We start from the raw sequence: 23673 nt of genomic DNA on the forward strand, positions 1-23673 counted from the left end.
CTCGTCGACGCCGCTGAACGCTTCGGACCGACGGGGAAAGGGGGCGCGAACACGCCTTTTTCCGCACCCTGCTAAAGCCTGATGCCTTCGATGCGGGCCGGTCTTAGGCCCCCGGCCACAACCTTTGCCCGGCCGAGCGACTGCGCAGACCATCATCGCTCAGCGCGCGCGTCATCTGCCGGCGCAATTCCGGCAGAAACGCCCGCTTGTGCCGCAATTGCCAGCGCTCCAACCGCCATTCCGGCGCGGCCGAGGTGATGCCGGGCGGGCAGACGAAGATGTGGGCGGCCACGGGACCGGTCGCGGTTTCCAGCCGAAACGGCTGCAATTCGTATTCCCACCCTTCGTAAATTTGCAGGCGCCGTACACTCTCCGCCTCGACATCTTCCGCCACCACCCCGGCAATCCGGCCCCCCGGCTGCTGGACCAACATGGGATAGTGCCGCCCGGCCACATGCGGACGCCGCCAGCCGCGCAGCAATGCCGGCCGCACCAGGACGGCACGGCCGCAGACAATGGCCCGCACCTCTTCGTCCATCAGGGTGCCGAAAAAGAACAGATTCATGCCGGCAACGTTACCCCGCTTGCAGTGAGTTGCGCTTCAAGCACCGCCCGCAGCCGGGTCAGCCCGGCCTCGTCCGCCGCTTCGCAGCGGGCCACCAACACCGCCTGGGTATTGGACGCCCGCAGCAGCCACCAGCCATCGGCGGTATCGACGCGAACGCCGTCAATGGAATTGACGTTGGCGCCTTCGGCCGCCAGCCGGTCGCGCACTTCGGCAACCACCTGGAACTTGCGCTCCTCGGCGCAGTCAAAACGCATTTCCGGGGTATTGACCAAATGGGGCAGCGCATCCTTGCGCGCCGCCAGGGTCATTTCGGGCCAGCGGTCAATGATCCCCAACAGCCGCACGGCGGCATACAACGCATCGTCAAAGCCGTAATAGCGGTCGGCGAAAAAGATATGGCCGCTCATTTCCCCGGCCAAGGGCGCGCCGATCTCGGCCATCTGGGTCTTGATCAATGAATGGCCGGTGCGGCCCATCACCGGATTGCCGCCCAAGCGGGCCACTTCGTCGAAAAACGCTTTCGATGCCTTGACGTCGGCGATGATGGTGGCGCCGGGATGGGTCTTGAGCAGATCCTCGGCCAGGATCACCAGAATCTGGTCGCCCCACAAAATCCGCCCCAGCCCATCAATCACGCCGATGCGGTCGCCATCGCCGTCAAAGGCGATGCCGATATCGGCGCGCCGGGCCGCCACCGCCTGTTGCAGGTCGATCAGATTGTGCGGCTCGGTCGGGTCCGGGTGATGATTGGGAAAACTGCCGTCGATATCGCCGAACAAAATGGTGTGTTCACCCGGCAGCAAACGCACCAACTTGCCCAAGATTTCGCCGGCAGCGCCATTGCCGCAATCCCAAACCACGCGAAGACCGCGCTGACCGTCGAAATCATGCGCCAGCCGAGCCGCGTATTCATCGGCGACATCGTCATCGCGGACCGACCCCGAACCGGCGGCATAAGCCCCACTGGCGGCGATCCGCCCCAAATCCTTGATGTCAGGGCCGAAAAACGGTTTTCCCGCCAACACCATCTTGAAACCGTTATGGTTGGGCGGGTTGTGGCTGCCGGTCACCATGATGCCGCCATCGGCGCCGCGCGCCTTGGCGGCGTAATACAGCATGGGGGTTGGGCCGCGTCCGATTTTGCGCACGGCGCAGCCGCTCTCCATCAACCCGGCAACCACGGCATCGGCCAGTTGCGGCGATGACAGCCGGCCATCCCAGCCGACACACACCAGCGAGCCGCCATTGGCGCGCACGCGGGTGCCAAAAGCGGCGCCGATGGCCTGGGCATCCGCCGCCGACAGGGTTTCCCCGATGATGCCGCGAATGTCGTATTCGCGCAGGATGGTGGGGTGGAAGGTGTGGGTCATCACTGTGACTTTCGTTTATTCAAAAAATTTATGGTAGAGACGAGTTCGTCGAGAAGCTCAGGCTTTCCACTATCTTTCCAATCATCTTGAAGTTTTTTAAGAACTTTGATCGACATCTGTGCATATGAAGGATAGTTACGTAGTTCAAAGATGATCGCCATCTGACTGACCATTTTCCCCTTGCCGTCAAAACCAGTGGCAAGATCGTGGAGGAGCCGATGGTAGTTCTCGAACTCTCGTTGCCGCAAATCTGCATTGCGCACGGCCATGTAGCGTGAAGCCTGAAAGGCGATTCCCGCGACCGAACCAGCCGCGATGACAAACCCCAGGATTGTCGCCCAAGCCGCCGCTTGATCGAGAACCTCGCTCATCTCTCTCCCCGCGCTCTGTCACCCCTGCGCAGGCAGTGGCCCAGGGGGGCACGCTTGCCTCGGGGTGATTCCTGGATGCCCGTCTTTGCGGACATGGCGGGAAAGGTAGACCACAGAGACACAGAGGCACAGAGAGATTTTATCAGACGGCACACGCCGGCCTTCCCACCCGAACAGCCTCTCTGTGCCTCTGTGTCTCTGTGGTTCAAAAAACTAGGTGATCACCGTCGGTTCAGTCCGCCCGGTCCGGGCCTCGATCTCGGCGACATCACGGGCGATCTTGATCAGATCAGCCAAGGCCACCTGCGGATCAAGGTGATGCAGCGCCGGATCGGGCTGGAACTGTTCGATATAGACGCGCAAGGTGGCGCCTTCGGTGCCGGTGCCGGACAGGCGGAAGACGATGCGGGAACCATCGTCAAAGACGATGCGGATGCCCTGCTTGGTGCTGACCGAACCGTCCACCGGATCGGTATAGGCGAAGTCGTCGTTGAAGGCGACGCCATAGCCGCCCAGCTGTTGCCCCTTCAGCTCAAGCCCGCGCAGATGCGCCATCAGGCCATTGGCCGCCGCCGTGTCGATGCCTTCGTAATCGTGGCGGGAATAGACGTTGCGGCCATATTTGGCCCAATGGTCGCGCACGATCTCGGCCACCGGCTGGCGGCGTGCCGCCAGCACGTTCAGCCACATCAGCACCGCCCACAATCCGTCTTTTTCCCGCACGTGATCAGAGCCGGTGCCGAAGCTTTCCTCGCCGCACAAGGTCGCCTTGCCGGCGTCCAACAGCGTGCCGAAGAACTTCCAGCCGGTCGGCGTCTCGTAACAGGGAATGCCCAAGCCGGCGGCGACGCGGTCGGCGGCGGCGCTGGTCGGCATGGAGCGGGCGATGCCGGCCAGACCCTGGGCATAGCCCGGACATAAGGTGGCGTTGGCGGCCAGCACCGCCAAACTATCCGACGGCGTCACGTAAAAATCCCGCCCCAAGATCATGTTGCGGTCGCCGTCGCCATCGCTGGCGGCGCCGAAATCGGGGGCGTCGGCGCCGAACAAGGCTTCGACCAGATCATGGGCGTGGACCAAATTGGGATCGGGATGGCCGTGTCCGAAATCTTCCAACGGCACCCCGTTCATCACCGTGCCGGCCGGCGCCCCCAACGCCGTTTCCAAAATGGCGGTGGCATAGGGGCCGGTCACCGCGTGCATGGCGTCGAACTTCATGCGAAAGCCGCCGGCGAACAAAGCGCGGATGGCGGCGAAATCGAACAGACTGGCCATCAGTTCGGCGTAATCGGCCACCGGGTCGAAGACCTGCACCATCATGCCGGCAAGGTTCTGCTCGCCCAGCTGATCCAGATCGACATCACCGACTTCGGCGATGCGGTATTCGCGGATATCCTGGGTGCGGGCGAAAATCGCCTCGGTCACCGCTTCCGGGGCCGGGCCGCCGGCCGGAATATTGTACTTGATGCCGAAATCTTCGTCCGGTCCGCCGGGATTGTGGCTGGCCGACAAGATGATACCGCCGAAGGTCTGGTATTTGCGGATCACGCAAGACGCCGCCGGAGTCGAAAGAATGCCGCCCCGGCCGACCAGGGCGCGGGCATAGCCGTTGGCGGCGGCCATCTTCAAGATGACTTGAATCGCGGTGCGATTGAAGAAACGACCATCCCCGCCAACGACAATGGTCTTGCCGGTTCCGTCACCGATGGAATCGAAAATCGCCTGAACAAAGTTTTCCAGATAATGCGGCTGCTGGAAGACCCGAACCTTCTTGCGCAATCCCGAAGTCCCCGGTTTTTGCCCTTCGAACGAAGTGGTGGCGACGGTGGTGATGACAGGCATGCGGGGGCTCCCTTGGCGGCTGGTGCGTGAATGGTTGATGGCCGAACCGAACCATTGTGTCAATGAAAGGTGGCACAAATGCAACCATGTCACCAGATTTCACCCCCACATTCATAAGCCGTTCAAAAATCGGCAAAAACGTGCATCCCATATAAATAATAAGGTTGAATTCCCGACTGAATTGGTCAAGCTTATAAAACCAAAGTATGCAACGTCTGTTCGGGGTCGCCATGCGTGTCAATGAACCTGTCACCAATCATGAAATCGTCATCTCCGACGACGCGATGCTGGTCTCGCGGACCGATACCGATGGAAATATTTCCTTCGTCAATCAGGCCTTCATCGACATCAGCGGCTTCACCCGAGACGAACTCATCGGCCAGCCCCACAATATGGTCCGCCACCCACACATGCCCAAAGAAGCCTTCGCCGACCTGTGGGCGACCGTCAAGGCCGGGCGCCCCTGGGAAGGCTTGGTCAAAAACCGGTGTAAGAACGGTGACTTTTATTGGGTCCGCGCCAACGTCACCCCCTTCGTCGAAAATGGCCGGATCACCGGCTATGTTTCGATCCGCACCAAACCGACGCGGGAGCAGGTGGCGGCAACCGACGCCGTTTATGCCCGTTTTCGCAATGGCACGGCGCATGGGCTGGCCATGCGCGACGGTCGAGTGATAGAGACCGGTTTGGCCGCCCGCGGCAAGATCTTTGCCGCCAGCATCCGCGGCCGCATGGCCGGAGTTCTGACCACCATGATCGCCACCGTCGCCGTGGTCGGCGGCCTGGGCCTCGCCGGAATGAACGAGCTGAAGGACAATGTCGAAAGCCTGTACCGGGATAATACCGTGGCCTTGCTTCGGCTTGCCTCTGTCGCCGGACTGATGCAGGACAATTTTGAAAATATCCTGGCGGCCGAAATTCAGCTTTTGACCAACGTCACGTGGCAGTCCATGCCCGACCGCGCCAAGCGCATGGAAGACAATATCAGCCAGATCAATCAGAACTGGGATGCCTATGCATCCGGTGAGCACCCGGCCGACGAACACGCCTTGGCCACCGATTTCAACCAAAAGCGGGCTGATTTCATCGCCAGCGGGTTACGCCCTGCCATGGATCTGGCCCTCAAGGGGGATGCGGAAGCCTTGGGCCACTTTATCGGCGCCACCGCGCGACCGAAATTCAAGGCCGCCTCTGCCGCCCAAGAAAAGCTGATGCGCTATCAGCAGATCGACGCCCAGCACACCCACGAGACCGCCACCACCGAACTGGACCACGCGGCCATGCTGGTGATCGGCGCCCTGATCATCTCCGTCGTCTTGGCCCTTCTGCTGGGGACTTGGCTGCTGCGCTTCGTCCGCCGGCCCATGACCATCATGGAGAAGCATTTCGACGCGATCGCCCGTGGCGACTTGGCCTATGAAATTCCGCCGGCCACGGTGATGGAATTCGACGCCATGAACGCCCTGCTGCGCGCCACCAAGGCCAAGCTGGGATACGGTCGGCTGGAAACCCAGGAAACCGAGATCCAAGCCGAGCGCAAGCGTCACGACGAGATGGAACGTCTCGCCCAATCCTTGGACAACCGTGTCGCCAACATCGTCGAGTTGATCCAGATGTCGGCGGACAACTTGCTCGGCAATTCGCAAACCCTGTCGGGCAATGCCGATCAGACCATGGTGCAGGCCGACAACGTCAGCGCCCTGACCGGCCAAGTCACCGGCAATGTTCAGGCGGTATCGGCGGCGACCCATGAATTGTCGTCGTCGGTGGATGAAATCTCGCGTCAGGTCTCGCACGCCGCCGTGATTTCCCGCGACGCGGTGGAACAGGCCGGCAAGACCGATACCGTGGTGCGCGGCCTGTCGGAAGCCGCCACCCGCATCGGTGAAGTGGTCAAGCTGATCAATGACATTGCCAGCCAAACCAATCTGTTGGCGCTGAACGCGACCATCGAGGCGGCACGAGCCGGTGACGCCGGCAAAGGCTTCGCCGTGGTCGCCAACGAAGTCAAGTCGCTGGCCAATCAGACGGCCAAGGCCACCGATGAAATCGGCAGCCAAATCGCCGGCATCCAATCGGAAACCCGCATCGCGGTGGACGCCATCCGCGCCATCACCGGCACCATCGAGAACATCAACGAATTGTCATCGGCCATCTCGGCGGCGGTGGAAGAACAAGGCGCCGCCACCATGGAAATCGCCCGCAGCGTTTCTCAAGCGGCCGAAGGCACCCACCATGCGGCGGAAAACGTCTCCATCGTTGCCGGCGCGGCGGAAGAAACCAAGCTGATGGCCGATCAGGTCACCGGCGCGGCGCAAACCCTGCAACAGGTATCCCAACAATTGGCCGACGAAGTCCGCGGCTTCCTGGCTGAAATCCGGGCCGCCTAAGCATAGGCGTACTGATTATCGTCTCGGCATGAAAAATGGGGGCGTTCCGATGGAGCGCCCCCTTGATTTTTACCGAACCCCAAGAAGATCAGGGCCGGCCAATGCTGATATACTCGAAACCCGTTTCGCGCATTTCCGCCGGATCGTAAACATTGCGCAGATCGATCACCACCGGGGATTTCAGCGCCGCTTTCACCTTGGACAGGTTAAGGGCACGAAATTCATTCCATTCGGTGACCAGAACCAAACAATCGGCGCCGGCCAAGGTGTCATAGGAATCATCGCAATAGGTGATGTCCGGCAGCAACTTCTTGGCCTCTTCCATCCCTTCGGGATCGAAAGCCTTGACGATGGCGCCGGCCGCCTTGAGCGCCGGAACGATGTCCAGGGACGGGCTATCGCGCATGTCGTCGGTGTTGGGCTTGAAGGTCAGACCCAGCACGGCGATGGTCTTGCCCGACACCGAGCCGCCACAGGCGGCGACGACCTTGTCGGCCATGGCCTTCTTCCGCTTATCGTTGACATCGACCACGGTTTCGATGATGCGCAACGGCGCGCCGAAATCGCGGGCGGTCTTGACCAGGGCCAGGGTGTCCTTGGGGAAGCACGAGCCGCCGTAACCGGGACCGGGATGCAAGAACTTCTTGCCGATGCGGCCGTCCAGGCCGATGCCCTTGGCCACGTCATGGACGTTGGCGCCGACTTTTTCGCACAGATCGGCGATTTCATTGATGAAAGTGATCTTGGTCGCCAGAAAGGTATTGCCGGCATACTTGATCAGTTCCGAGGTCCGGCGCGAGGTGAAGACGATGGGCGTCTCGATCAGGTACAGCACCCGATAAAGCTGCTTCATCACCGCGCGCGCGCGGTCCGCCTCGGTGCCGATGACCACGCGATCGGGCCGCATGAAATCGTTGATGGCCGAGCCTTCCCGCAGGAATTCCGGGTTGGAGACCACGTCGAATTCAGCATCGGGCCGCCGTTTGCGGATAATCGCCTCGACCTCGTCGCCGGTGCCCACCGGCACGGTCGACTTGGTCACCACCACGGTATAGCCGGTCATGGCATCGGCGATTTCCTCGGCCGCGGCATAGACATAGGATAAATCAGCGTGACCATCGCCGCGCCGCGACGGCGTGCCGACGGCGATGAACACCGCGTCGGCATCCTTGACCGCCGCCTTAAGGTCGGTGGTAAAGGACAGCCGCCCGGCTTTCACATTGTCGGCGACCAATTCGTCCAAGCCCGGTTCGTAGATGGGCATGACGTTTTCGTGCAGCAATTCGATCTTGCGGGCGTCCTTGTCGACGCAAACCACGTCAATGCCGAATTCCGAGAAACAGGTTCCCGACACCAGCCCCACATAGCCGGTGCCGATCATGGCGATACGCATGAAGTGCGATCCTTAAGGTTAGAATTTGTACTTAGCCAGGGCTTCGCGCACGGAATCCCCGATATCCTCGCGATCAAGGGCGAAAGCGATATTGGCTTCCAACCAACCAACCTTGTCGCCGCAATCGAAGCGCTGCCCATCGAAACGCAAGCCATGGAACGGAACCATGCCGATGGTCTGGCTGATGGCGTCAGTCAGCTGAATCTCACCGCCCGCGCCTTTTTCTTTTTTGTCGAGCACGTCGAACACCGCCGGATGCAAGATATAGCGGCCAATGATCGACAGGGTCGACGGCGCCACCTCGGGCTCGGGCTTTTCCACCAGACCACGGGCCTTGGCGATGCGGCCGTTATCGTGTTCCACGTCCAAGATGCCGTAGCGCTTGGTGTGCTCACGCGGGACGTCGGTGACGGCGACCACATGGCCGCCCACTTCGGTGTGCACGGCGACCATCTGCTTCAGACAGGCGGTCTTGGCCAAGATCAGATCGTCGGGCAGCAATACGGCGAAGGGTTCATCCTCCACCAGATCGCGGGCGCACCAGACGGCATGGCCCAGGCCCAGCGGCTCGGTCTGGCGGGTATAGCTCATTTGCCCGGATTTCGGCATCCAGCTGGTCACCGCTTCGACCAGATCGAACTTTCCGCGCTCCTTGAGCGTGCGTTCCAGTTCCGGATTGTGATCGAAATGATCTTCCAGCGCGTTCTTGCCGCGCCCGGTGACAAAGATGAAATGCTCGCAACCGGCGGCGGCGGCTTCTTCGACGGCATATTGAATCAGCGGCTTGTCAACCACCGGCAACATTTCCTTGGGCATCGCCTTGGTGGCGGGCAGGAAACGGGTGCCCATGCCGCCAACGGGAAACACAGCCTTGCGAATGCGACGTGCCATGAAGAGCTCCTTGGAGATCGTTAATCCACAGTGAAAATGCGGATGGTCGATGTTTTGCCATGGCCCCGCGCCGGAAGCAACGCCGCTGAATGGTTCACGACAACAAGCGGTCGCGGGCCTGATTAAGGCGCGAGGCAATCCAGTTGGAACCGCCACGGTCGGGATGATTGGCTTCCATCAGCCGGCGATGGGCGGATTTTATGGCGGCGGTGTCGGCATTGGCGTCAACCCCCAGAACCTCGCGCGCTTCTTCCACGCTCATGCCATTGCTTGGCCGCGGCGTCGGTGGCGGCGGCGGCGGCGGCGGTGGCGCATTCTGCCGCTGACCAAGGAAGTCGCGCGCACTTTTCCAAACGGAATGCAGCTTGACCGCCCGCCCCAACCACGGCGCCAACCCGGCGCCGATGGCGGCCAGACCGGCCAGCTTGCCGGTCAGGACCAGCCAAACGCCAGCGACCACCAACGCCGCCAGGCCAAAGGCCGTCATCACCTTGGCGGCATGGCGCGGATGGACGCGTTTCAGCCAGCCGAACAACAGCCAAGCGACGACGACAAGCCCAAGGACAATGAGAAGCGGCATGATCATGTGATGAGCATTATAGGCGCGAAAAGCCGGGATCAAGCATCCCGGCAAAAATTTCCGCCTTTTCCCGGTGGGCGTTTTTTGCCCACCGGGATATCCGCGATCATCAGAACGGCAGGATCACGTCCAGCAATTGCTGGCCATAGCGGGGCTGGGTCAGGTCGGAATTGACGCCGCGGCCCCCGTAATAGATGCGGGCTTCGGCGATCTTGTCGTAGGTCACCGAATTGGACGACGAAATATCCTCGGGCCGGATGATGCCTTGGACGTTCAATTCGCGCATTTCGTAATTGACCCGGATCTCCTGCTTGCCGGAAATCACCAGATTGCCGTTGGGCAGCACCTGGGTGATGACCGCCGCCAGCTTGACGGTCAGGCTTTCGGCGCGGCCGGTGGTGCCGGCATTGGTGTTGGTGCTGGCCCCGGTGGTGCCCACCAGATTGGTCGGATCGACCGCATCGGGCAAAATCTTGTTCAGCGAATTCTCGAAGCCCAACAGACCGGTGATGCCGGCATCCTCGGACGAAGCCCGCGACCGCGTCAGGGTCGAGTTGAAGCTGGCCCCTTCGTTGCTCAGCGCCACCGCCACGGTCAGGATATCGCCGATTTCCTTGGCCCGCTGGTCCTTGAAGAACGCGCGCGAGCCCGGACGCCACAACGAATTCGCGTTTTGCGGCGGCGCCACCGGCTGCGGCATCGGCATGGCCACCGGTTGATAGCCGGCTCTTTGTGTCGGGTCCTCGATCTTGGAAACGGTGGGGCCAGAGCCGACTTCCGACAGCCGCGACAGCGCGTTGCAGGCGGACAGGGATCCCACGGCCAAAGCGATTACGGTGGTGCGGAGAAGGATGCGGGAAATCATGGGACGCTCCTGTCAGCGGATTAGTTGGACAGCAGGCGGGGGCCGCCAGGGGTCACCGAAACCAGGCCGGGGCCCTCGATGACGGCTTCCACCGTGCGCTTGGATTGCAGATTGGTGATACGAATGACGTCACCCTTGCCGCCCGCTTCCTGGGCCTTGCCCTGGGTGGTCAGCGACATGAACGGCGTGCGCAGGGCCACGGTCACCAAGGCGTTGCGATCGACCAGCACCGGACGGCGCAACTCGTTGGTGCGCAAGGGGGTTTCAGCCCGGACCGGATTGCGGGGTTCCTGGCCGATGATCTGGTCGGCATCGACAATGATGTCGCGACGCGCCACGTCGGCGCGGATTTCAATCCACTTGATGTCGCTTTCCGCGATCACGTCGCCCCGATTCATGGCCCGCGACAACACCGGCACCCGGGCGACCTGGAACACTCGGCCGTTGACCCGCTGGCGCACCGCATTGGGCGAATCGGCGGGCACTTCAATGGTGGCGGCGAAACGATTGTTGCGCACATCCAGCACCACATCGCGCACGGCGATCATGTTCGAGCCTTCGGCCGGCACCGTGATATTCAGCGCCGAGCGGTTGGAAACTTCCATGTCGAAGGCGCCGGTCAGCCCTTCCATCGCCAGGGCGTCGCGCAATTCCACCTCGATCAGGCGAACATCAACCATCTGGCCAGCGCGTTCGATGACGATGCGGTCAAAGGCCGAGGCCGGCTGCCAGTCGATGGCGTTAGCCTGGGCAACGGCAGCCAGCCAACGGGCATCGGCGACGATGCGCTTGCCCAATTGCGGCGCTCCGGCCAGGACCACGTCGGCCTTGGCCCCCAGGTTCTCCCACAGATCGCCCAATTTGACCACGTCGCCCTGGACCGAGGCATTGGCCTTGAGGGTGACCGGCAGATCAGCGGCCCAAACCTGGGCGGCCGAAGCGGCGAGGATTAGCACGGTGGCGAAGAAGCGCTTCATCATACGCCTCACTTGAGCTGGTTGATGGTGGACATCATTTCATCCGAGGTCTGAATGACCTTCGAATTCATTTCATAGGCGCGCTGGGCGCTGATCAGGTTGGTGACTTCGGCCACCACGTTGACGTTCGAGGTTTCCAGATACCCCTGCAACAGCGTGCCATAGCCGGGCGAACCGGGATTGCCGGTCAGCACGCCGCCCGAAGCCGGGGTTTCCATGAACAAATTGTCGCCACGGGCTTCCAGACCGGCTTCGTTGGCGAAATTGGCCAATTGCAGCTGGCCGACGATGCTTTGGTCGATGGAGCCGTCGGTCTTGACCATCACCTGACCCGAAGCGTTGATGGACACGCCCACCGCGTTGGACGGCACGGTGATGCCGGGTAGAACGGTATAGCCTTCGTGGGTGACGATCTGGCCTTGGTCGGACAATTGGAACGAACCGTCACGGGTATAGGCGGTCTCGCCCGAGGGCAACTGGATGCGGAAATAGCCCTTGCCCTGGACGGCCACGTCCAAGGTGTTGTCGGTGGATTGCACCGATCCCTGCTCGGTGATGCGATACACCGCCGTGGTCTTCACGCCCAGGCCCAATTGCACGCCGGTCGGCACGATGGTGCCGGCATCGGACGACGCGGCGCCGACGCGGCGCAGGTTCTGGTACAAAAGATCGCTGAATTCCGGCCGCCGCTTGGTATAGGCGGTGGTGTTCATGTTGGCGATGTTGTTCGAAATGACTTCGACGTTGGTCTGTTGGGCCAGCATGCCCGTGGCGGCGATATTGAGCGAACGCATCTCTCTTACTCCTCAAACGGGCATTAATTACGGGAAACGAAGACGTCCATCGCCTTCATCTGCCGTTCGTGTTCTTTTTCCAACATGTTCTGCAACGATTGATACTGGCGCAGAACCTCGGTCATCTTGGTGATTTCAAGCACCGGCTGAACGTTGGACTCCTCCATCATCCCCTGGATGATGCTGGGTCGGGCGACGACTTCCGGGTCTTGGGTGGTCTCGTACAGGCTGTCACCGATCTTGCGCATGTCTTGATCATTGGCGAAGCGCACCACCTTGAGCTTGGCGACGATGCCGTTCTCGGTCGAGACCGAACCGTCGGGGGTAATGGTGATATTGGCCTCGTTCGGGGCCAAAATGATCGGGTTGTCGCCGGAATCCATCACCGCCTGGCCCTGGGAATTGACCAGCATGCCGCCTTCGTCGAGACGGAAATGGCCGTTGCGGGTGTAGCGCATGCCGGCTTCGGTCTCGATCTGGAAGAAACCGTCATTGTGCAAGGACAGGTCCAGCGGATTGTCGGTCTTGGTGAAGGCGCCTTCGCGGGTATCGCGCAGCAAGCCAACGTCTTGGACATAGGACAACTTGGTGCCTTTGGCCCGATCGCTGGAACGGGTGTCCATCAGGTATTCGCGAAACATCATCTGCTCGCTTTTGTACGCCGGCGTATTGGCATTGGCCATGTTGCCGGCGATGACGTCGAGCTGACGCCACAGGGCGTTCTGACGTGATAGCGCGATGTATGATGTGTTTTCCATGATCGAATACCTGTCGAGAAAACGTTCGGCAATCCATCTTGCACAGCCCATGCCAACTGCGGATATCGGCGGATTTCCGCCATTCTTGTTTTTTCTCGCCGGTTCACGGGCAGCCCCTGCCGGGCAGATATTGCCGCTTGGCCCGGCTCTGGCTATGGTCCGGGGTGCGGCTGGGCCTGGGGGCAACGTTCTGTTAACCCCGCAAGGCGTAGTTTAGAGGTCCGGGTGTGCGGCCGACCGCGAACGCATGCGTGGACACATTTACCGTCAGGCGGGGAAAAATGGCCGAAGACCTGGAAGAAGATTTCGACGAAGGCGAAGGTCTAGAGGACCTGCCGCCATCGGGATCGAAAAAGTCTCCCATCAAAAAAATTCTGCTGATCGTGCTGCCCATCTTGCTGCTGCTGGGTGCGGGCGCCGGTCTGTTCTTCTCGGGCGTGCTCGACGGCCTGATGGGCAAGGGCGAACACAAAGAGGAAGCCGCGCACGAAGCGCCAAGGGCCGACGGCCCCAAGACGGTGGGACCGGCGGTGTTCTACAACTTGCCGGAAATGCTGGTGAACCTGCAAAGCAATGGTCGCAAGCAGTCATTTCTGAAGATTTTGGTGGCGCTTGAGCTGGAAAGTCCGCTGGATGAACCCAAGGTGGTGCAGGTTCTGCCGCGCATCGTCGATGCGTTCCAGGTCTACCTGCGCGAATTGCGGGTCGAGGATCTGCAAGGCGCCGCCGGCATGCACCTTCTGCGCGAGGAATTGCTGACCCGGGTACAAGCGGCGGTCAAGCCGGTCAAGGTCAATGATGTGTTGTTCCGCGAGATGCTGGTCCAATAGGCGAACCACATGGCGATGGATGAAGACGGCGGCGAAAACCGCACGACGGACGACGAAGAAGCCCTGATGAAGGAATGGGCTGCCATGGCCGGTGACGACACCGGCGATGGCGGCGGCGAGGGCGGAGGCGAGTCCGATGCCATGGCGGCCGAATGGGAAGCCATGCTGGGCGGCGACGACGACGGCGGCGGCGGCGGCGACGACACCCCCAAGGATTCCACCCGCGTCCTCAATCAGGACGAAATCGATTCGCTGCTGGGCTTCGACGACGACCAGGGGCACGGCGACGACAAGTCGGGTATCCAGGCGATCCTCAATTCCGCCCTGGTGTCCTACGAACGCCTTCCCATGCTGGAGGTGGTGTTCGACCGTCTGGTCCGCATGATGTCGACCTCCATGCGTAACTTCACCTCGGACAACGTGGAAGTTTCGCTCGACAACATCTTGAGCTTGCGCTTCGGCGATTACCTGAACTCGATCCCGCTGCCGGCCATGCTGGCGGTGTTCAAGGCCGAGGAATGGGACAATTACGGCCTGCTGACCGTCGATTCATCCTTGATCTATTCCATCGTCGATGTGTTGCTGGGCGGACGGCGCGGCACCGCGGCCATGCGGATCGAAGGTCGCCCCTATACCACCATCGAACGCAATCTGGTCGAACGCATGGTCCATGTGGTGCTGTCCGATCTTTCGGCCGCCTTTGACCCGCTGTCGCCGGTGACCTTCCGTTTCGACCGCCTGGAAACCAACCCGCGTTTCGCCACCATCTCGCGTCCCAGCAACGCCGCCATCGTCGCCAAGCTGCGCATCGACATGGAAGATCGCGGCGGCCGCCTGGAATTGCTGCTGCCCTACGCCACCTTGGAACCTGTCCGCGAGCTGTTGCTCCAGATGTTCATGGGTGAAAAATTCGGCCGTGACTCGATTTGGGAAACCCACTTGGCGGAAGAATTGTGGCTGACCGAAGTACAAATGGAAGCGGTGCTGGACGAGCAGGTCATGGGACTGCGGGAAGTCCTGGCCTGGAAGGTCGGCTCGAAGATCATGCTCAATGCTCAACCCAATTCGCCCATCGACCTGCGTTGCGGCGACGTTTCCATGTTTCGGGGGCGCATGGGCCGCAAGGGTCAACATATCGCCATCCGCGTCGACGACAAGCTTAAGGGTTAGGGCCATGCTGGATTGGAAGATCATTCTTGATCTGTTGGTCTCGGTCTTGCTGGTGGCCACCATCGGCTATGCGGTCATGCTGAACCAGCGGCTGACCCAGTTGCGCCGCAATCGCGACGACCTGGCCAAGATCATCGTCAGCTTCAACGAAGCCACCGTGCGGGCCGAATCCTCGATCCCGAAACTGCGCAAGGCCGCCGACGATGCCGGCCAGTCGCTGCAAGACCGGGTGGAAAAGGCGCAAAGCCTGCGCGACGACCTCGCCTTCATGATCGAACGCGCCGACACCATGGCCAACCGCCTGGAAAACGCCGTCCGTTCAGCCCGGACCGAAGTCAAGGGCGGTCCGGCCCCGGCGCCGCCGCCGGCCCCGCGCGCTCAGACCGGTGGCGCGGCTTCGGCGACAAGCGGCCCGGCCTCGGGCGGGGGCTTCGGTCATTCCTCGGCCCGTGCGGCCACCATGGCCGCCGCCGCCGCCGCCAGTGAACAAGACGCCGACGAACGCTCGGAAGCCGAGCGCGAATTGTTGCGCGCCCTGCAATCCATGAGGTGATCCATCATGGCCCGCGCAGCCCCACAAAAACCACCCCGCACCCCCTTCATCCGCCTGCTGCCCGTGCTGATCGCGGTGGCGGCGCTGATGCTGTCCGTCCGCGTCATCGACATCCGCAAAGGTTTCCTTGACCTGTCCAGCGTCCGCCTTGCCGGCGAGCTGCAGGCCCAACAGCCGCCGCCGGTGGCCGCCCCCCAGCCGACTGCGCCCAATGCCGCCACGCCCCCCGGCCCGGCTCCGGCCCAATCCCCCCGGCCCGAGCAACAGGCCTCGGTGCCGTCGGATACCGGCGCTTTCAGCCCGACGGAACTGGATGTGTTGCAGAAACTCCAGGAACGCCGGGGCACCTTGGACGCCCGTGAACGCGACATCGAACGGCGCGAATCGCTGCAAAAAGCAGCCGAGAACCAAATCGAACGCAAAATAACCGAAATGAAAACGCTGCAAAGCACCATCGAGGGTTTGCTGCGTCAGTATAATGATCAGGAAGATTCAAAAATGCGTTCCCTGGTCAAGATTTATGAAAACATGAAACCAAAGGATGCCGCGAAAATTTTCGAGCAGTTGGAAATGGCCATCATGCTCGAAGTGGTCGAGCGGATGAAAGAACAGAAAGTTGCGCCAATTCTGGCGGAAATGGATCCCACCAAGGCCAGAAACCTCACATCCGAGCTGGCGCAGCGTCGTCAAATGCCGGCGCCAAAACCGGCAAACGGTGGATAAGTGTTCGTTTATTGGTGAAACGGGTGAAAAATGCCTTGCGTGACCCCGCTTCCCTATCTTAACTAGGCAAACTCGCGCCGGCGGGTCTATTGGATTTGGCGGCTAGTGCTTCGAAGGAGCTTTTTGGATGGCTGTCGACAAGAATATGAATGTGCTCATCGTCGACGATTACAAGACGATGCTGCGAATCATCCGCAACCTATTGAAGCAGCTTGGCTTCAACAATGTGGACGAGGCCACCGATGGCTCCATGGCGCTTCAGATGCTGCGCGTGGGCAATTATGGCCTGATCATTTCTGACTGGAACATGGAACCGATGACCGGTTTGCAGTTGCTGCGTGAAGTGCGCGCCGACGCCAAGCTGAAATCCATCCCCTTCATCATGGTCACGGCCGAATCGAAGTCGGAAAACGTCATCGCCGCCAAGGAAGCCGGCGTTTCCAACTACATCGTCAAGCCGTTCAACGCCGAAACGCTGAAGACCAAGATGTCTTCCGTTCTCGGCGATTTCGCCTAAGCGGCTTAGGGGGGAACCATGGCGGTGAAAGGCGTGGACCGCGACCTGGAATTGCGTCTCGACGCCATTCGCCGCGAACATGGGGATACCGTTGGCGTGGAAAAGATCGCCGAAGTGGTGCGGGCGATGCTCGACACCATGACCGGCGATATTGACGGCGGCGATCTTAAGCTGTTCCGCGAAGTGGAATCGCTGGCCGATTACATCCATGCCGCCAAGGCCGAGATCGCGGCCTTGCGCCCCGGCGAAATCAAGAACGAATTCATCGCCTCGGCCACCGACGAGTTGGACGCCATTGTCGGCGCCACCGAAGCGGCGACCAATGAGATCATGGATTCGGCGGAACATCTTGAATCCCTGGCGCCGATGATGGATGCCGAAGTGGCGGAACGGCTGACCGAGATCACCACCCGGATCTTCGAGGCCTGCACCTTCCAAGACATCACCGGCCAGCGCATCACCAAGGTGGTGCGCATGCTCAAGGAAATCGAGACCCGCGTGGAAAGCTTGGTCAAGGCGTTCGGCGGCGAGATCGAAGCCAGCGCCCCCCGCCAGGAAAAAGCGCCGGTCACCGACGAAGATTTGTTGAACGGCCCGCAGCTTCCATCCGGCGCCGCAGATCAGGCCGAGATCGACAGGCTGCTGGCGAGCTTCGACTGACCTTCATGACGGCTTTCGGCCAAGCTGGAAAATGGGGGCGGGCAACGTTACCCATGGCCGCTTCGGCCGCACGGATCGCCATGCTGTCGTTTTTACGTTCCTTCGCGCTGTTATTGCTGATGACCCTACTGCTGGGCGGCGGGTCCCTGTCCGCCTGGGCGCAGACCAGTCCGCGCGGGGCCGAACACGAAACCTTTGGCCGCATGGTGTTCGATTGGAACGGGCCGGTGCAATGGTCGGCCGACGTCAGCGCCGACAACAAGCTGGCCGTGCGCTTCGACAAGCCGCTGTCTGGCGATCCCAAGACATTGCTGAAAGCGCTGCCCAAATACCTTAAGACCGCCACCTTGGCCGCCGACCGCCGCAGCGTCAGCTTCGATCTCGCTCGACCGGTGCAGCTAAAGACCTTCCAGTTGGGCAACGCGACGGTCATCGACATGACGGACGCCAAGCCGGCAGAGACCAAGGCCGCCGAGACAAAAGCCGCCGAAACAAAAGCCACCGGGGCGGCGAAACCGTCCCTGCCGGTCACCGATTTGATGGTGCGCGGCGGCGAACACACCGGCTTTAACCGTCTGGTCTTCGATTGGCCGAAAACCGTCGGCTATACCGTCGCATCGACCGAAGGCAGCGCCACCATCGCCTTTGACCGTCCGGCCAAGGTCAACACCACGGCTTTGGCCGCGGCGTTGCCTGCCGATGTTCGGGTCTCCGAGATCAAGCCCCAAGACAATGGCACCGCCATCGTCCTGGCCCTGCCGGCCGGCATGCGGCTGCGTCACTTCACCAGTGGCCCCAAGGTCGCCGTCGATCTGGTTCGCGCCGCCGGAACCGAACCGCCCGCCCGCAGCGATGGCGCGCCGCCGCCGCCGCTGGCCCCGGCCATGGGCACATCGGAACCCTTGCCGACGCCCGCCCCCGCCCCTGACTCCCCCTCCGCCCCCATCAAGGCGGAACCCCCGGCGCCAATGCCGTCCTCCCCGGCCGCACCGACACTCTCCCCGCCGCCACTGGTTCGGCCAGAACCCACCGCCGCCGAGCCGCCGCCGCCGCCGCCCAAACCGGTGGCCCTGGTCAGTCTGGGGGTGCCTTTCGATCAGCCGACCGGCGCCGCAATCTTCCGCCGCGCCGGCTGGCTGTGGCTCGTCTTCGACCGCAAAACCGAAGTCGATACCAAATTGCTGCGCCGGACCGGCGGCGACGTGGTCACCCAGGTGGAACAGGTTCCCGGCCTGAAAACCGGCACGGCCCTGCGCTTGCTGACCCGCACCGGCTATAATCCGTCGGTACGCAAGGAAGGCAGCTTGTGGGTGTTCGACATGGCCGAACAGCCGTTGACGCCCAAGGCCACCTTGCCGGTGAACCGGCAATTCGATTTCGAGGATCGCGGCCGCCTGTTGATCCCAGTGGCCGACGCCCCGGCAAAGCCCATCATCTTCCGCGATCCGGAAGTCGGTGATCAAATTCAGGTCATGCCGGTCCCGGCCATCGGCGCCGGCATCCGCGACCATCTGGTGATCCCTGGGGCTGAATTGCTGCCCACCGGTCAAGGCATCGCCTTGCTGCCGCTTGCCGATGGCGTCCGCCTTGACGCCGACCGCAATGGCGTCGAAGTCTCCATGCCCGGCGGTCTCTACCTGTCGCGCGACCTGCCCGCGCCGGGCAGCGCCCCGGGCGCCGGATCCGAGGGCGAGGGCGCCCTGATTTCGCCCGGCGGTCCGGTGGACCTTAGCCGCTGGATGCGCGGCGGCACCGATAAATTCGTGCCGGAACATCAAAAATTGATGAACCGCATGGCCTATATCCGTCCCGAGGAAAAGAACGGCCAGCGTCTGGAAGTGGCGCGGCATTATCTGGCCAACGGCATGGCGGCCGAAGCCTTGGGGGTTTTACGGCTGATCGCCCAGACCGATCCGACCATGGTCGACACCGCCAATTTCGCCGGCGTGCACGGCGTCGCCCAATACATGATGGGCCATTATCCCGAGGCCGAGCGCGACCTCTCCAACCCGGCCCTGGCCAAGGACCCGCAGGCGCAATTATGGCTGGCCGCCGCCCGGTCGAAACAATCGGACCAACCCTCCAAACAGGCTTTGCTGCTGCGTCTGGCGCCCGAGGACATGAAGGGGTTGCACGCCCGCCTGCGCATGGCGCTGGGGACCGAGGCGGTGCGCTCGACCGCGGCGGCCGGCGATTCCAAGGGCGCCAACCGGATCATCGAGGCCATGGCCGGCCCCGGCCTGTCGCCGCGTGACCTCGGCACCATCAGCCACATGCAGGGCATCGCCGCCCAGGCGGGCAAGCAATGGGATCAAGCCATCGCCAAATACCAAGAAGCCGAGGATTCCCAAAGCCGCCCGGATCGGGCCTATGCCGCCCGCGCCCGCATCGAGTTGCAGCTCAAGCGCGGCCTGATTTCCACCGGCGAGGCCATCCATCAGTTGGAAAAATTGCGCTTTGCCTGGCGCGGCGAGGATTTCGAGTACCAATTACTCAAGCGTCTGGGGGAATTGCTGGTCACCGATGGCCGCTATGCCGAGGCGCTGCGGATGATGCGTTCGGTGGTCGGCAACTTCCCCGAACATCCCGATGTCGCCACCGTCCAGCAAGCCATGTCCGACACCTTCGAAAAATTGTTCCTGGGCGGATTGGCCGACACTCTGTCCCCGGTCGCCGCCATCGGCCTGTATGACGAATTTCAGGACCTGACGCCGTCGGGAACCAAGGGCGACGAGATGATCCGCAAGCTGGCCGACCGGTTGGCCGCCGTCGATCTGCTGGACCGTTCGGCCGAATTGCTGCGCCATCAGGTGCGTTTCCGCCTCAGCGGGGTGGAAAAGGCCCGCGTCGGCGCCCGCCTTGCCTTCCTGCAATTGTCCGACCGCAAACCCGGCCCGGCGCTGGAAGCCCTTGACACCAGCGAGGTGCCCGACCAGCCGGCCGAACTTTACGACCAGCGCCGCTATATGCGAGTCCGCGCCCTCGCCGATCTTGGCCGCTCGGCCGAAGCCTTGGCCCTGATCCTCAACGACAATTCCGAACGGGCCAAGGAATTGCGGGCGGAAATCTTCCAGGAACAAAAGCGTTGGCCGGAAGTGGTCACCGCCCTTGAACAAATGGTCGAACCCCCCTTCGGTAATCTGCCGATCGAGCCAAAGATGGCGCGACGGCTGATTGATCTGGCCACCGCCATGATCCTGGCCCGCGACGAACGCGGTCTCGCCCGGCTGCGCCGCACCTTCGGCCCCAAGATGGCCAAGACCGATTTCCGCGAAGCCTTCGCCCTGCTGACCGCCGAACCCGAGCGCGGGATCATCGATCCGGCCTCGGTCGCCGACAAGATCAAGCAGGTGCAAAGCTATCAAAGCTTCATGGCCGATTGGACCAAGCGCATGCAAAGCCAGGGCTTATCGTCGATCAACTAAAGCGTTTTCCGATCCGTTGGGATCAGCTTGGAAAGCACGACGAGCCCCCCCCCTCAAGCATCTCAGCGCCAAAACGGCTTGCGGCTTTCCTGTTCGGCCTGACAGCGGGTCAGACCGATATCATCCAATTGATGCGCCGTCATAGCGCGTAATCGCGTCCGCTGCTGGCAGCGCTGCGGCCAGATCACCAGCACCAGCCATCCCCATCGCCACAGTAAGGCAGGCACCCCTGATCGCGGCGGGAAAGGCGGTATGGCGGCCATGGACATCTCTCTCGGTCCGATATCGACGAGAAGCCTTCTTATCGCACTTCCGCGCCGCGATGTTTCGGCGCCGGCCGAACCATGCCCGGCTGACGCCAGCGACACCGGCTGTTATCTTCTGCGCATGCCCAATATCGCCTCGGCCAACGCTATCGCCGAAATCGCCGCCCTGATCGGCGACGCCGCCCGCACCAATATGCTGTCCGCCTTGATGGGCGGACAGGCCCTGACGGCGGGCGAGTTGGCCGGCCACGCCAGTGTGACGGCGCAGACCGCCAGCGGCCACCTCGCCAAGATGCTGGCGGCCGGACTGCTCGCCCTGGAAAAGCAAGGCCGACACCGTTATTACCGATTGGCTTCCCCCGAAATCGCCCAGGCCCTGCAAGCCCTCATGGTCGTCGCCGCCTCCAGCCCCCGGCGTCACCACCCCATCGGCCCGCGCGATCAGGCATTGCGCCTCGCCCGCACCTGCTACGACCATCTGGCCGGACGGTTGGCGATCGCCATCACCGATTCACTTTACGCCGGCGGGCATGTCGTGCTGAACGACGGCGCCGCCCTGATCACCGCCAGCGGCACACGTTTCTTCGCCGAATTCGGAATCGAGCTCGGAACCGACACGTCGTCCCGCCGCGCCCTGTGCCGAACCTGTCTGGACTGGAGCGAACGCCGGCCGCATCTCGCCGGCCGCCTGGGGGCCGGCCTATTGTTGCGACTGCTGGAACTGGGCTGGATCACCCGGATCGCCGGGACTCGGGCATTGGAAATCAGCCGGGCTGGAACCATCGGCCTAAGCACGGCCTTCCACCTGCCCGATGGATGGCAAATCCCTCCCTCTCCTTAAAACCATATCCCGCTGATCGGGACCGATCAGCGGGATATGATCAACGTCCTTTTCTCGACGCTCCGCCGACCGATAGCGTCATTCTCGGGGTTTTTCCTTGCATCGCACGCCCCTTTGGGGGATAACCCGCCCCTTGTCCATCTACTGGTTTGGAGGGGAGCAATGGCTCAGGCTCTTGCCCGACTGGGGATGAACTCGGCGGTCGATCCGAGGAATACCCAAGACAGCACCGTCGTTGACATCAAGCCCGAGGCCAAGTCATGGCCCGAGGCTGACAACGGCAAGGATTATTACGTGTCGCGCAATGGCGTCAAATTTGCCGGCACGCATCTGTTGATCGACCTGTGGGGCGCCAGCAAGCTTGATGATATCGAGCTGGTGGAACAGGCTTTGCGCCGTTGCGCCATCGAAGGTGGCGCCACTATTTTGCATTGCCATCTGCATCACTTTCAGCCCAACGGCGGCATTTCCGGCGTTCTGGTGCTGGCGGAAAGCCATATTTCCATCCATTCATGGCCGGAACGCGGCTATGCGGCGCTGGATATCTTCATGTGCGGCGAGTGCGACCCTTACAAGGCCGTTCCGATCCTCAAAGAAGCCTTTTCCCCCGATTACGTCACCTTGGCGGAAAACAAGCGGGGCCTGACGCCGTGAATGAGGAATGGTTCCGCGAGGAATTGTATCCCCATTGGCGCCAAAGCTTCCAGATCACCCGGGAGCTTTACCGCGCCAATGACGGCTTGCAGGACATCGTCTTGTTCGAAACCCCCGGCTTCGGCCGGGTGTTGACCCTGGACGGGGTGATCCAAGTCACCACCGGCGATGAATTCGTTTATCACGAGATGTTGGCCCATGTGCCGATCTACGCCCATGGCGCGGTCAAATCCGCCTGTGTCGTCGGTGGCGGCGATGGCGGCATGCTGCGGGAAATCCTTAAGCATGCCAGCGTCGAGCAGGTGGTTCTGGTCGAAATCGACGCCGCCGTGGTCGAATTCTGCCGCCAACACATGCCGACCGTCTCGGCCGGCGCCTTCGATGATCCGCGTACCGAGATCGTGATCGCCGACGGCTTGAAATACATGGCCGAAACCACCCGCAGATTCGATCTGATCGTCATCGATTCCACCGATCCCATCGGCCCCGGCGGCGTCTTGTTCACCGAGCAATTCTATAAGGATTGCGCCCGCTGCCTGACCGCCGAAGGCATCGTCGTCAACCAGAACGGCGTCCCCTTCCTGCAAGGCGAGGAAGTGACCGACACCTATCTGCGACGCCGCCCCCATTACGCCGATGTCGGTTTTTACATGGCCGCTGTACCCACTTATGTCGGTGGCCTGATGGCCTTGGGCTGGGCCTCGGCCAGTTCGCGCCCTCGCGGGGAAACCGTGGAAACTATCGCCGCCCGCTTTCAGGCGGCACCCGTGACGACCCGCTATTACACCCCAGAGATTCACAAAGCCGCCTTTGCTCTGCCCCAATACGTCCAGGCGCTGATCCCGCGGGATTAGCGCGTTCGCCGACCTCGCCGGGCCATTGCTTGCAAGAACACGCGCCGATGGCCCCGCATCGGCTGTGATGCCCGCGCCACGCCGCGGGGAGATCGCTTGCTGGAAAGCTTGCCCAGGATTTCACGCTTCCCCTCTCGCGCAATGTTCCTGTCGCCCTTGACGCCCGCGCGCCCGATCCCCAATTGTCTTTACGATAGAGGTCTATTGATTTAAGAATAAGACTTCGCCACTTTTTCCACCATAAAGTGCCGAACTCATCGGGAGGTCTGATGCTCTCCGCCCCTGGTTCATCGACCGTCTTGGGTCCCCCTCCCTGCGTCCGCCCCCTTGGCAGGCACGGCCGGCTTCGGCCTTAGCGACGCACATGGAGAGACTAACCTC

At 61.9% G+C, this 23673-nt stretch carries 23 protein-coding genes; 11 read left to right on the forward strand and 12 right to left on the reverse strand.

Annotated elements, in window-relative coordinates; translation table 11 throughout:
* Positions 1-103 precede the first annotated feature (103 nt).
* The 4 genes from KEC16_RS15845 to KEC16_RS15860 all read right to left on the reverse strand — a co-directional run bounded on the left by KEC16_RS15845 (position 104) and on the right by KEC16_RS15860 (position 4151).
* Positions 104-565, reverse strand: a complete 462-nt coding sequence (locus tag KEC16_RS15845; protein ID WP_211550703.1) for a gamma-glutamylcyclotransferase family protein — start codon at positions 563-565, stop codon at positions 104-106.
* Positions 562-1938: a phosphoglucomutase/phosphomannomutase PgmG gene (gene pgmG, locus KEC16_RS15850; protein ID WP_211550705.1), complete on the reverse strand. Its 1377-nt coding sequence runs from the start codon at positions 1936-1938 to the stop codon at positions 562-564. The genes KEC16_RS15845 and pgmG overlap by 4 nt, the downstream gene beginning before the upstream one ends.
* Complete coding sequence (locus KEC16_RS15855) at positions 1938-2309, reverse strand: hypothetical protein (RefSeq protein WP_211550707.1); 372 nt, start codon at positions 2307-2309, stop codon at positions 1938-1940. Before KEC16_RS15855 ends, pgmG begins: the two co-directional genes overlap by 1 nt.
* Before the next feature lie 213 nt (positions 2310-2522).
* A complete protein-coding gene (locus KEC16_RS15860; RefSeq protein WP_211550709.1) occupies positions 2523-4151 on the reverse strand; it encodes an alpha-D-glucose phosphate-specific phosphoglucomutase in 1629 nt (542 codons plus the stop codon).
* A 230-nt stretch (positions 4152-4381) separates the two neighbouring features.
* Between KEC16_RS15860 and KEC16_RS15865 the strand changes: the two genes are divergently transcribed.
* Positions 4382-6541, forward strand: a complete 2160-nt coding sequence (locus KEC16_RS15865) for a methyl-accepting chemotaxis protein (RefSeq protein ID WP_211550710.1) — start codon at positions 4382-4384, stop codon at positions 6539-6541.
* A gap of 88 nt (positions 6542-6629) precedes the next feature.
* Here KEC16_RS15865 and KEC16_RS15870 read toward each other — a convergent pair whose 3' ends face one another.
* From KEC16_RS15870 to flgF, 7 genes are all read right to left on the reverse strand, one after another.
* A complete protein-coding gene (locus tag KEC16_RS15870; protein WP_211550712.1) occupies positions 6630-7934 on the reverse strand; it encodes a UDP-glucose dehydrogenase family protein in 1305 nt (434 codons plus the stop codon).
* A gap of 18 nt (positions 7935-7952) precedes the next feature.
* The gene (galU, locus tag KEC16_RS15875) at positions 7953-8825 is read right to left on the reverse strand and encodes a UTP--glucose-1-phosphate uridylyltransferase GalU (protein ID WP_211550714.1); all 873 of its coding nucleotides are present in this window, start codon (positions 8823-8825) and stop codon (positions 7953-7955) included.
* Between the two features lie 94 nt (positions 8826-8919).
* The gene (locus tag KEC16_RS15880; RefSeq protein ID WP_211550716.1) at positions 8920-9411 is read right to left on the reverse strand and encodes a J domain-containing protein; all 492 of its coding nucleotides are present in this window, start codon (positions 9409-9411) and stop codon (positions 8920-8922) included.
* 103 nt (positions 9412-9514) lie between these two features.
* A complete protein-coding gene (gene flgH / locus KEC16_RS15885) occupies positions 9515-10270 on the reverse strand; it encodes a flagellar basal body L-ring protein FlgH (protein WP_211550718.1) in 756 nt (251 codons plus the stop codon).
* A 20-nt stretch (positions 10271-10290) separates the two neighbouring features.
* Positions 10291-11250 (reverse strand): flagellar basal body P-ring formation chaperone FlgA, encoded by a 960-nt coding sequence (gene flgA, locus KEC16_RS15890; protein WP_211550720.1) that lies wholly within the window; start codon positions 11248-11250, stop codon positions 10291-10293.
* 5 nt (positions 11251-11255) lie between these two features.
* Entirely contained in the window at positions 11256-12041 is a 786-nt protein-coding gene (flgG, locus tag KEC16_RS15895; protein WP_211550722.1) for a flagellar basal-body rod protein FlgG, read from the reverse strand.
* 23 nt (positions 12042-12064) lie between these two features.
* Positions 12065-12799, reverse strand: coding sequence for a flagellar basal-body rod protein FlgF (gene flgF / locus KEC16_RS15900; RefSeq protein WP_211550724.1), 735 nt, complete (start codon positions 12797-12799; stop codon positions 12065-12067).
* Between the two features lie 281 nt (positions 12800-13080).
* Here flgF and KEC16_RS15905 point away from each other — a divergent pair, with 281 nt between their 5' ends.
* From KEC16_RS15905 to KEC16_RS15935, 7 genes are all read left to right on the forward strand, one after another.
* Positions 13081-13629 (forward strand): flagellar basal body-associated FliL family protein, encoded by a 549-nt coding sequence (locus KEC16_RS15905; protein WP_211550726.1) that lies wholly within the window; start codon positions 13081-13083, stop codon positions 13627-13629.
* 9 nt (positions 13630-13638) lie between these two features.
* A complete protein-coding gene (fliM, locus tag KEC16_RS15910) occupies positions 13639-14799 on the forward strand; it encodes a flagellar motor switch protein FliM (protein WP_211550727.1) in 1161 nt (386 codons plus the stop codon).
* 4 nt (positions 14800-14803) lie between these two features.
* On the forward strand, positions 14804-15352 hold the full coding sequence (locus KEC16_RS15915) for a DUF6468 domain-containing protein (protein ID WP_211550729.1): 549 nt from the start codon (positions 14804-14806) through the stop codon (positions 15350-15352).
* Between the two features lie 6 nt (positions 15353-15358).
* Positions 15359-16075, forward strand: a complete 717-nt coding sequence (locus KEC16_RS15920; RefSeq protein ID WP_211550731.1) for a MotE family protein — start codon at positions 15359-15361, stop codon at positions 16073-16075.
* 127 nt (positions 16076-16202) lie between these two features.
* Positions 16203-16592 carry a response regulator gene (locus KEC16_RS15925; RefSeq protein WP_163681385.1) on the forward strand — a complete coding sequence of 130 codons (390 nt, stop codon included), beginning with the start codon at positions 16203-16205 and terminating at the stop codon, positions 16590-16592.
* Positions 16593-16610: 18 nt separating this feature from the next.
* Positions 16611-17252, forward strand: a complete 642-nt coding sequence (locus KEC16_RS15930) for a protein phosphatase CheZ (protein WP_211550733.1) — start codon at positions 16611-16613, stop codon at positions 17250-17252.
* A 53-nt stretch (positions 17253-17305) separates the two neighbouring features.
* Positions 17306-20677 carry a tetratricopeptide repeat protein gene (locus KEC16_RS15935; RefSeq protein WP_211550736.1) on the forward strand — a complete coding sequence of 1124 codons (3372 nt, stop codon included), beginning with the start codon at positions 17306-17308 and terminating at the stop codon, positions 20675-20677.
* Between the two features lie 62 nt (positions 20678-20739).
* Here the strand turns inward: KEC16_RS15935 and KEC16_RS15940 are convergent, their stop codons facing one another.
* Positions 20740-20940 (reverse strand): DUF1127 domain-containing protein, encoded by a 201-nt coding sequence (locus KEC16_RS15940; RefSeq protein WP_211550738.1) that lies wholly within the window; start codon positions 20938-20940, stop codon positions 20740-20742.
* On the opposite strand from KEC16_RS15940, the gene KEC16_RS15945 reads away from it, so the two are divergent.
* From KEC16_RS15945 to speE, 3 genes are all read left to right on the forward strand, one after another.
* Positions 20939-21784 (forward strand): ArsR/SmtB family transcription factor, encoded by an 846-nt coding sequence (locus tag KEC16_RS15945; RefSeq protein WP_249209248.1) that lies wholly within the window; start codon positions 20939-20941, stop codon positions 21782-21784. The genes KEC16_RS15940 and KEC16_RS15945 overlap by 2 nt on opposite strands.
* A 162-nt stretch (positions 21785-21946) precedes the next feature.
* Positions 21947-22438 carry an adenosylmethionine decarboxylase gene (speD, locus tag KEC16_RS15950; protein WP_211550740.1) on the forward strand — a complete coding sequence of 164 codons (492 nt, stop codon included), beginning with the start codon at positions 21947-21949 and terminating at the stop codon, positions 22436-22438.
* Positions 22435-23292, forward strand: coding sequence for a polyamine aminopropyltransferase (gene speE, locus KEC16_RS15955; RefSeq protein WP_211550742.1), 858 nt, complete (start codon positions 22435-22437; stop codon positions 23290-23292). The genes speD and speE overlap by 4 nt, the downstream gene beginning before the upstream one ends.
* Positions 23293-23673 lie beyond the last annotated feature (381 nt).

It is taken from the genome of Magnetospirillum sulfuroxidans (genome assembly GCF_018224925.1).
Lineage (GTDB): Bacteria > Pseudomonadota > Alphaproteobacteria > Rhodospirillales > Magnetospirillaceae > Magnetospirillum > Magnetospirillum sulfuroxidans.

Excerpts from the sequence above, each read along its gene's own strand:
- KEC16_RS15845 (WP_211550703.1), bottom strand. The coding sequence starts at position 565 with ATGAATCTGTTCTTTTTCGGCACCCTGATGGACGAAGAGGTGCGGGCC.
- pgmG (WP_211550705.1), bottom strand. The coding sequence starts at position 1,938 with ATGACCCACACCTTCCACCCCACCATCCTGCGCGAATACGACATTCGC.
- KEC16_RS15855 (WP_211550707.1), bottom strand. The coding sequence starts at position 2,309 with ATGAGCGAGGTTCTCGATCAAGCGGCGGCTTGGGCGACAATCCTGGGG.
- KEC16_RS15860 (WP_211550709.1), bottom strand. The coding sequence starts at position 4,151 with ATGCCTGTCATCACCACCGTCGCCACCACTTCGTTCGAAGGGCAAAAA.
- KEC16_RS15865 (WP_211550710.1), top strand. The coding sequence starts at position 4,382 with ATGCGTGTCAATGAACCTGTCACCAATCATGAAATCGTCATCTCCGAC.
- KEC16_RS15870 (WP_211550712.1), bottom strand. The coding sequence starts at position 7,934 with ATGCGTATCGCCATGATCGGCACCGGCTATGTGGGGCTGGTGTCGGGA.
- galU (WP_211550714.1), bottom strand. The coding sequence starts at position 8,825 with ATGGCACGTCGCATTCGCAAGGCTGTGTTTCCCGTTGGCGGCATGGGC.
- KEC16_RS15880 (WP_211550716.1), bottom strand. The coding sequence starts at position 9,411 with ATGATCATGCCGCTTCTCATTGTCCTTGGGCTTGTCGTCGTCGCTTGG.
- flgH (WP_211550718.1), bottom strand. The coding sequence starts at position 10,270 with ATGATTTCCCGCATCCTTCTCCGCACCACCGTAATCGCTTTGGCCGTG.
- flgA (WP_211550720.1), bottom strand. The coding sequence starts at position 11,250 with ATGATGAAGCGCTTCTTCGCCACCGTGCTAATCCTCGCCGCTTCGGCC.
- flgG (WP_211550722.1), bottom strand. The coding sequence starts at position 12,041 with ATGCGTTCGCTCAATATCGCCGCCACGGGCATGCTGGCCCAACAGACC.
- flgF (WP_211550724.1), bottom strand. The coding sequence starts at position 12,799 with ATGGAAAACACATCATACATCGCGCTATCACGTCAGAACGCCCTGTGG.
- KEC16_RS15905 (WP_211550726.1), top strand. The coding sequence starts at position 13,081 with ATGGCCGAAGACCTGGAAGAAGATTTCGACGAAGGCGAAGGTCTAGAG.
- fliM (WP_211550727.1), top strand. The coding sequence starts at position 13,639 with ATGGCGATGGATGAAGACGGCGGCGAAAACCGCACGACGGACGACGAA.
- KEC16_RS15915 (WP_211550729.1), top strand. The coding sequence starts at position 14,804 with ATGCTGGATTGGAAGATCATTCTTGATCTGTTGGTCTCGGTCTTGCTG.
- KEC16_RS15920 (WP_211550731.1), top strand. The coding sequence starts at position 15,359 with ATGGCCCGCGCAGCCCCACAAAAACCACCCCGCACCCCCTTCATCCGC.
- KEC16_RS15925 (WP_163681385.1), top strand. The coding sequence starts at position 16,203 with ATGGCTGTCGACAAGAATATGAATGTGCTCATCGTCGACGATTACAAG.
- KEC16_RS15930 (WP_211550733.1), top strand. The coding sequence starts at position 16,611 with ATGGCGGTGAAAGGCGTGGACCGCGACCTGGAATTGCGTCTCGACGCC.
- KEC16_RS15935 (WP_211550736.1), top strand. The coding sequence starts at position 17,306 with ATGGCCGCTTCGGCCGCACGGATCGCCATGCTGTCGTTTTTACGTTCC.
- KEC16_RS15945 (WP_249209248.1), top strand. The coding sequence starts at position 20,939 with ATGGACATCTCTCTCGGTCCGATATCGACGAGAAGCCTTCTTATCGCA.
- KEC16_RS15940 (WP_211550738.1), bottom strand. The coding sequence starts at position 20,940 with ATGGCCGCCATACCGCCTTTCCCGCCGCGATCAGGGGTGCCTGCCTTA.
- speD (WP_211550740.1), top strand. The coding sequence starts at position 21,947 with ATGGCTCAGGCTCTTGCCCGACTGGGGATGAACTCGGCGGTCGATCCG.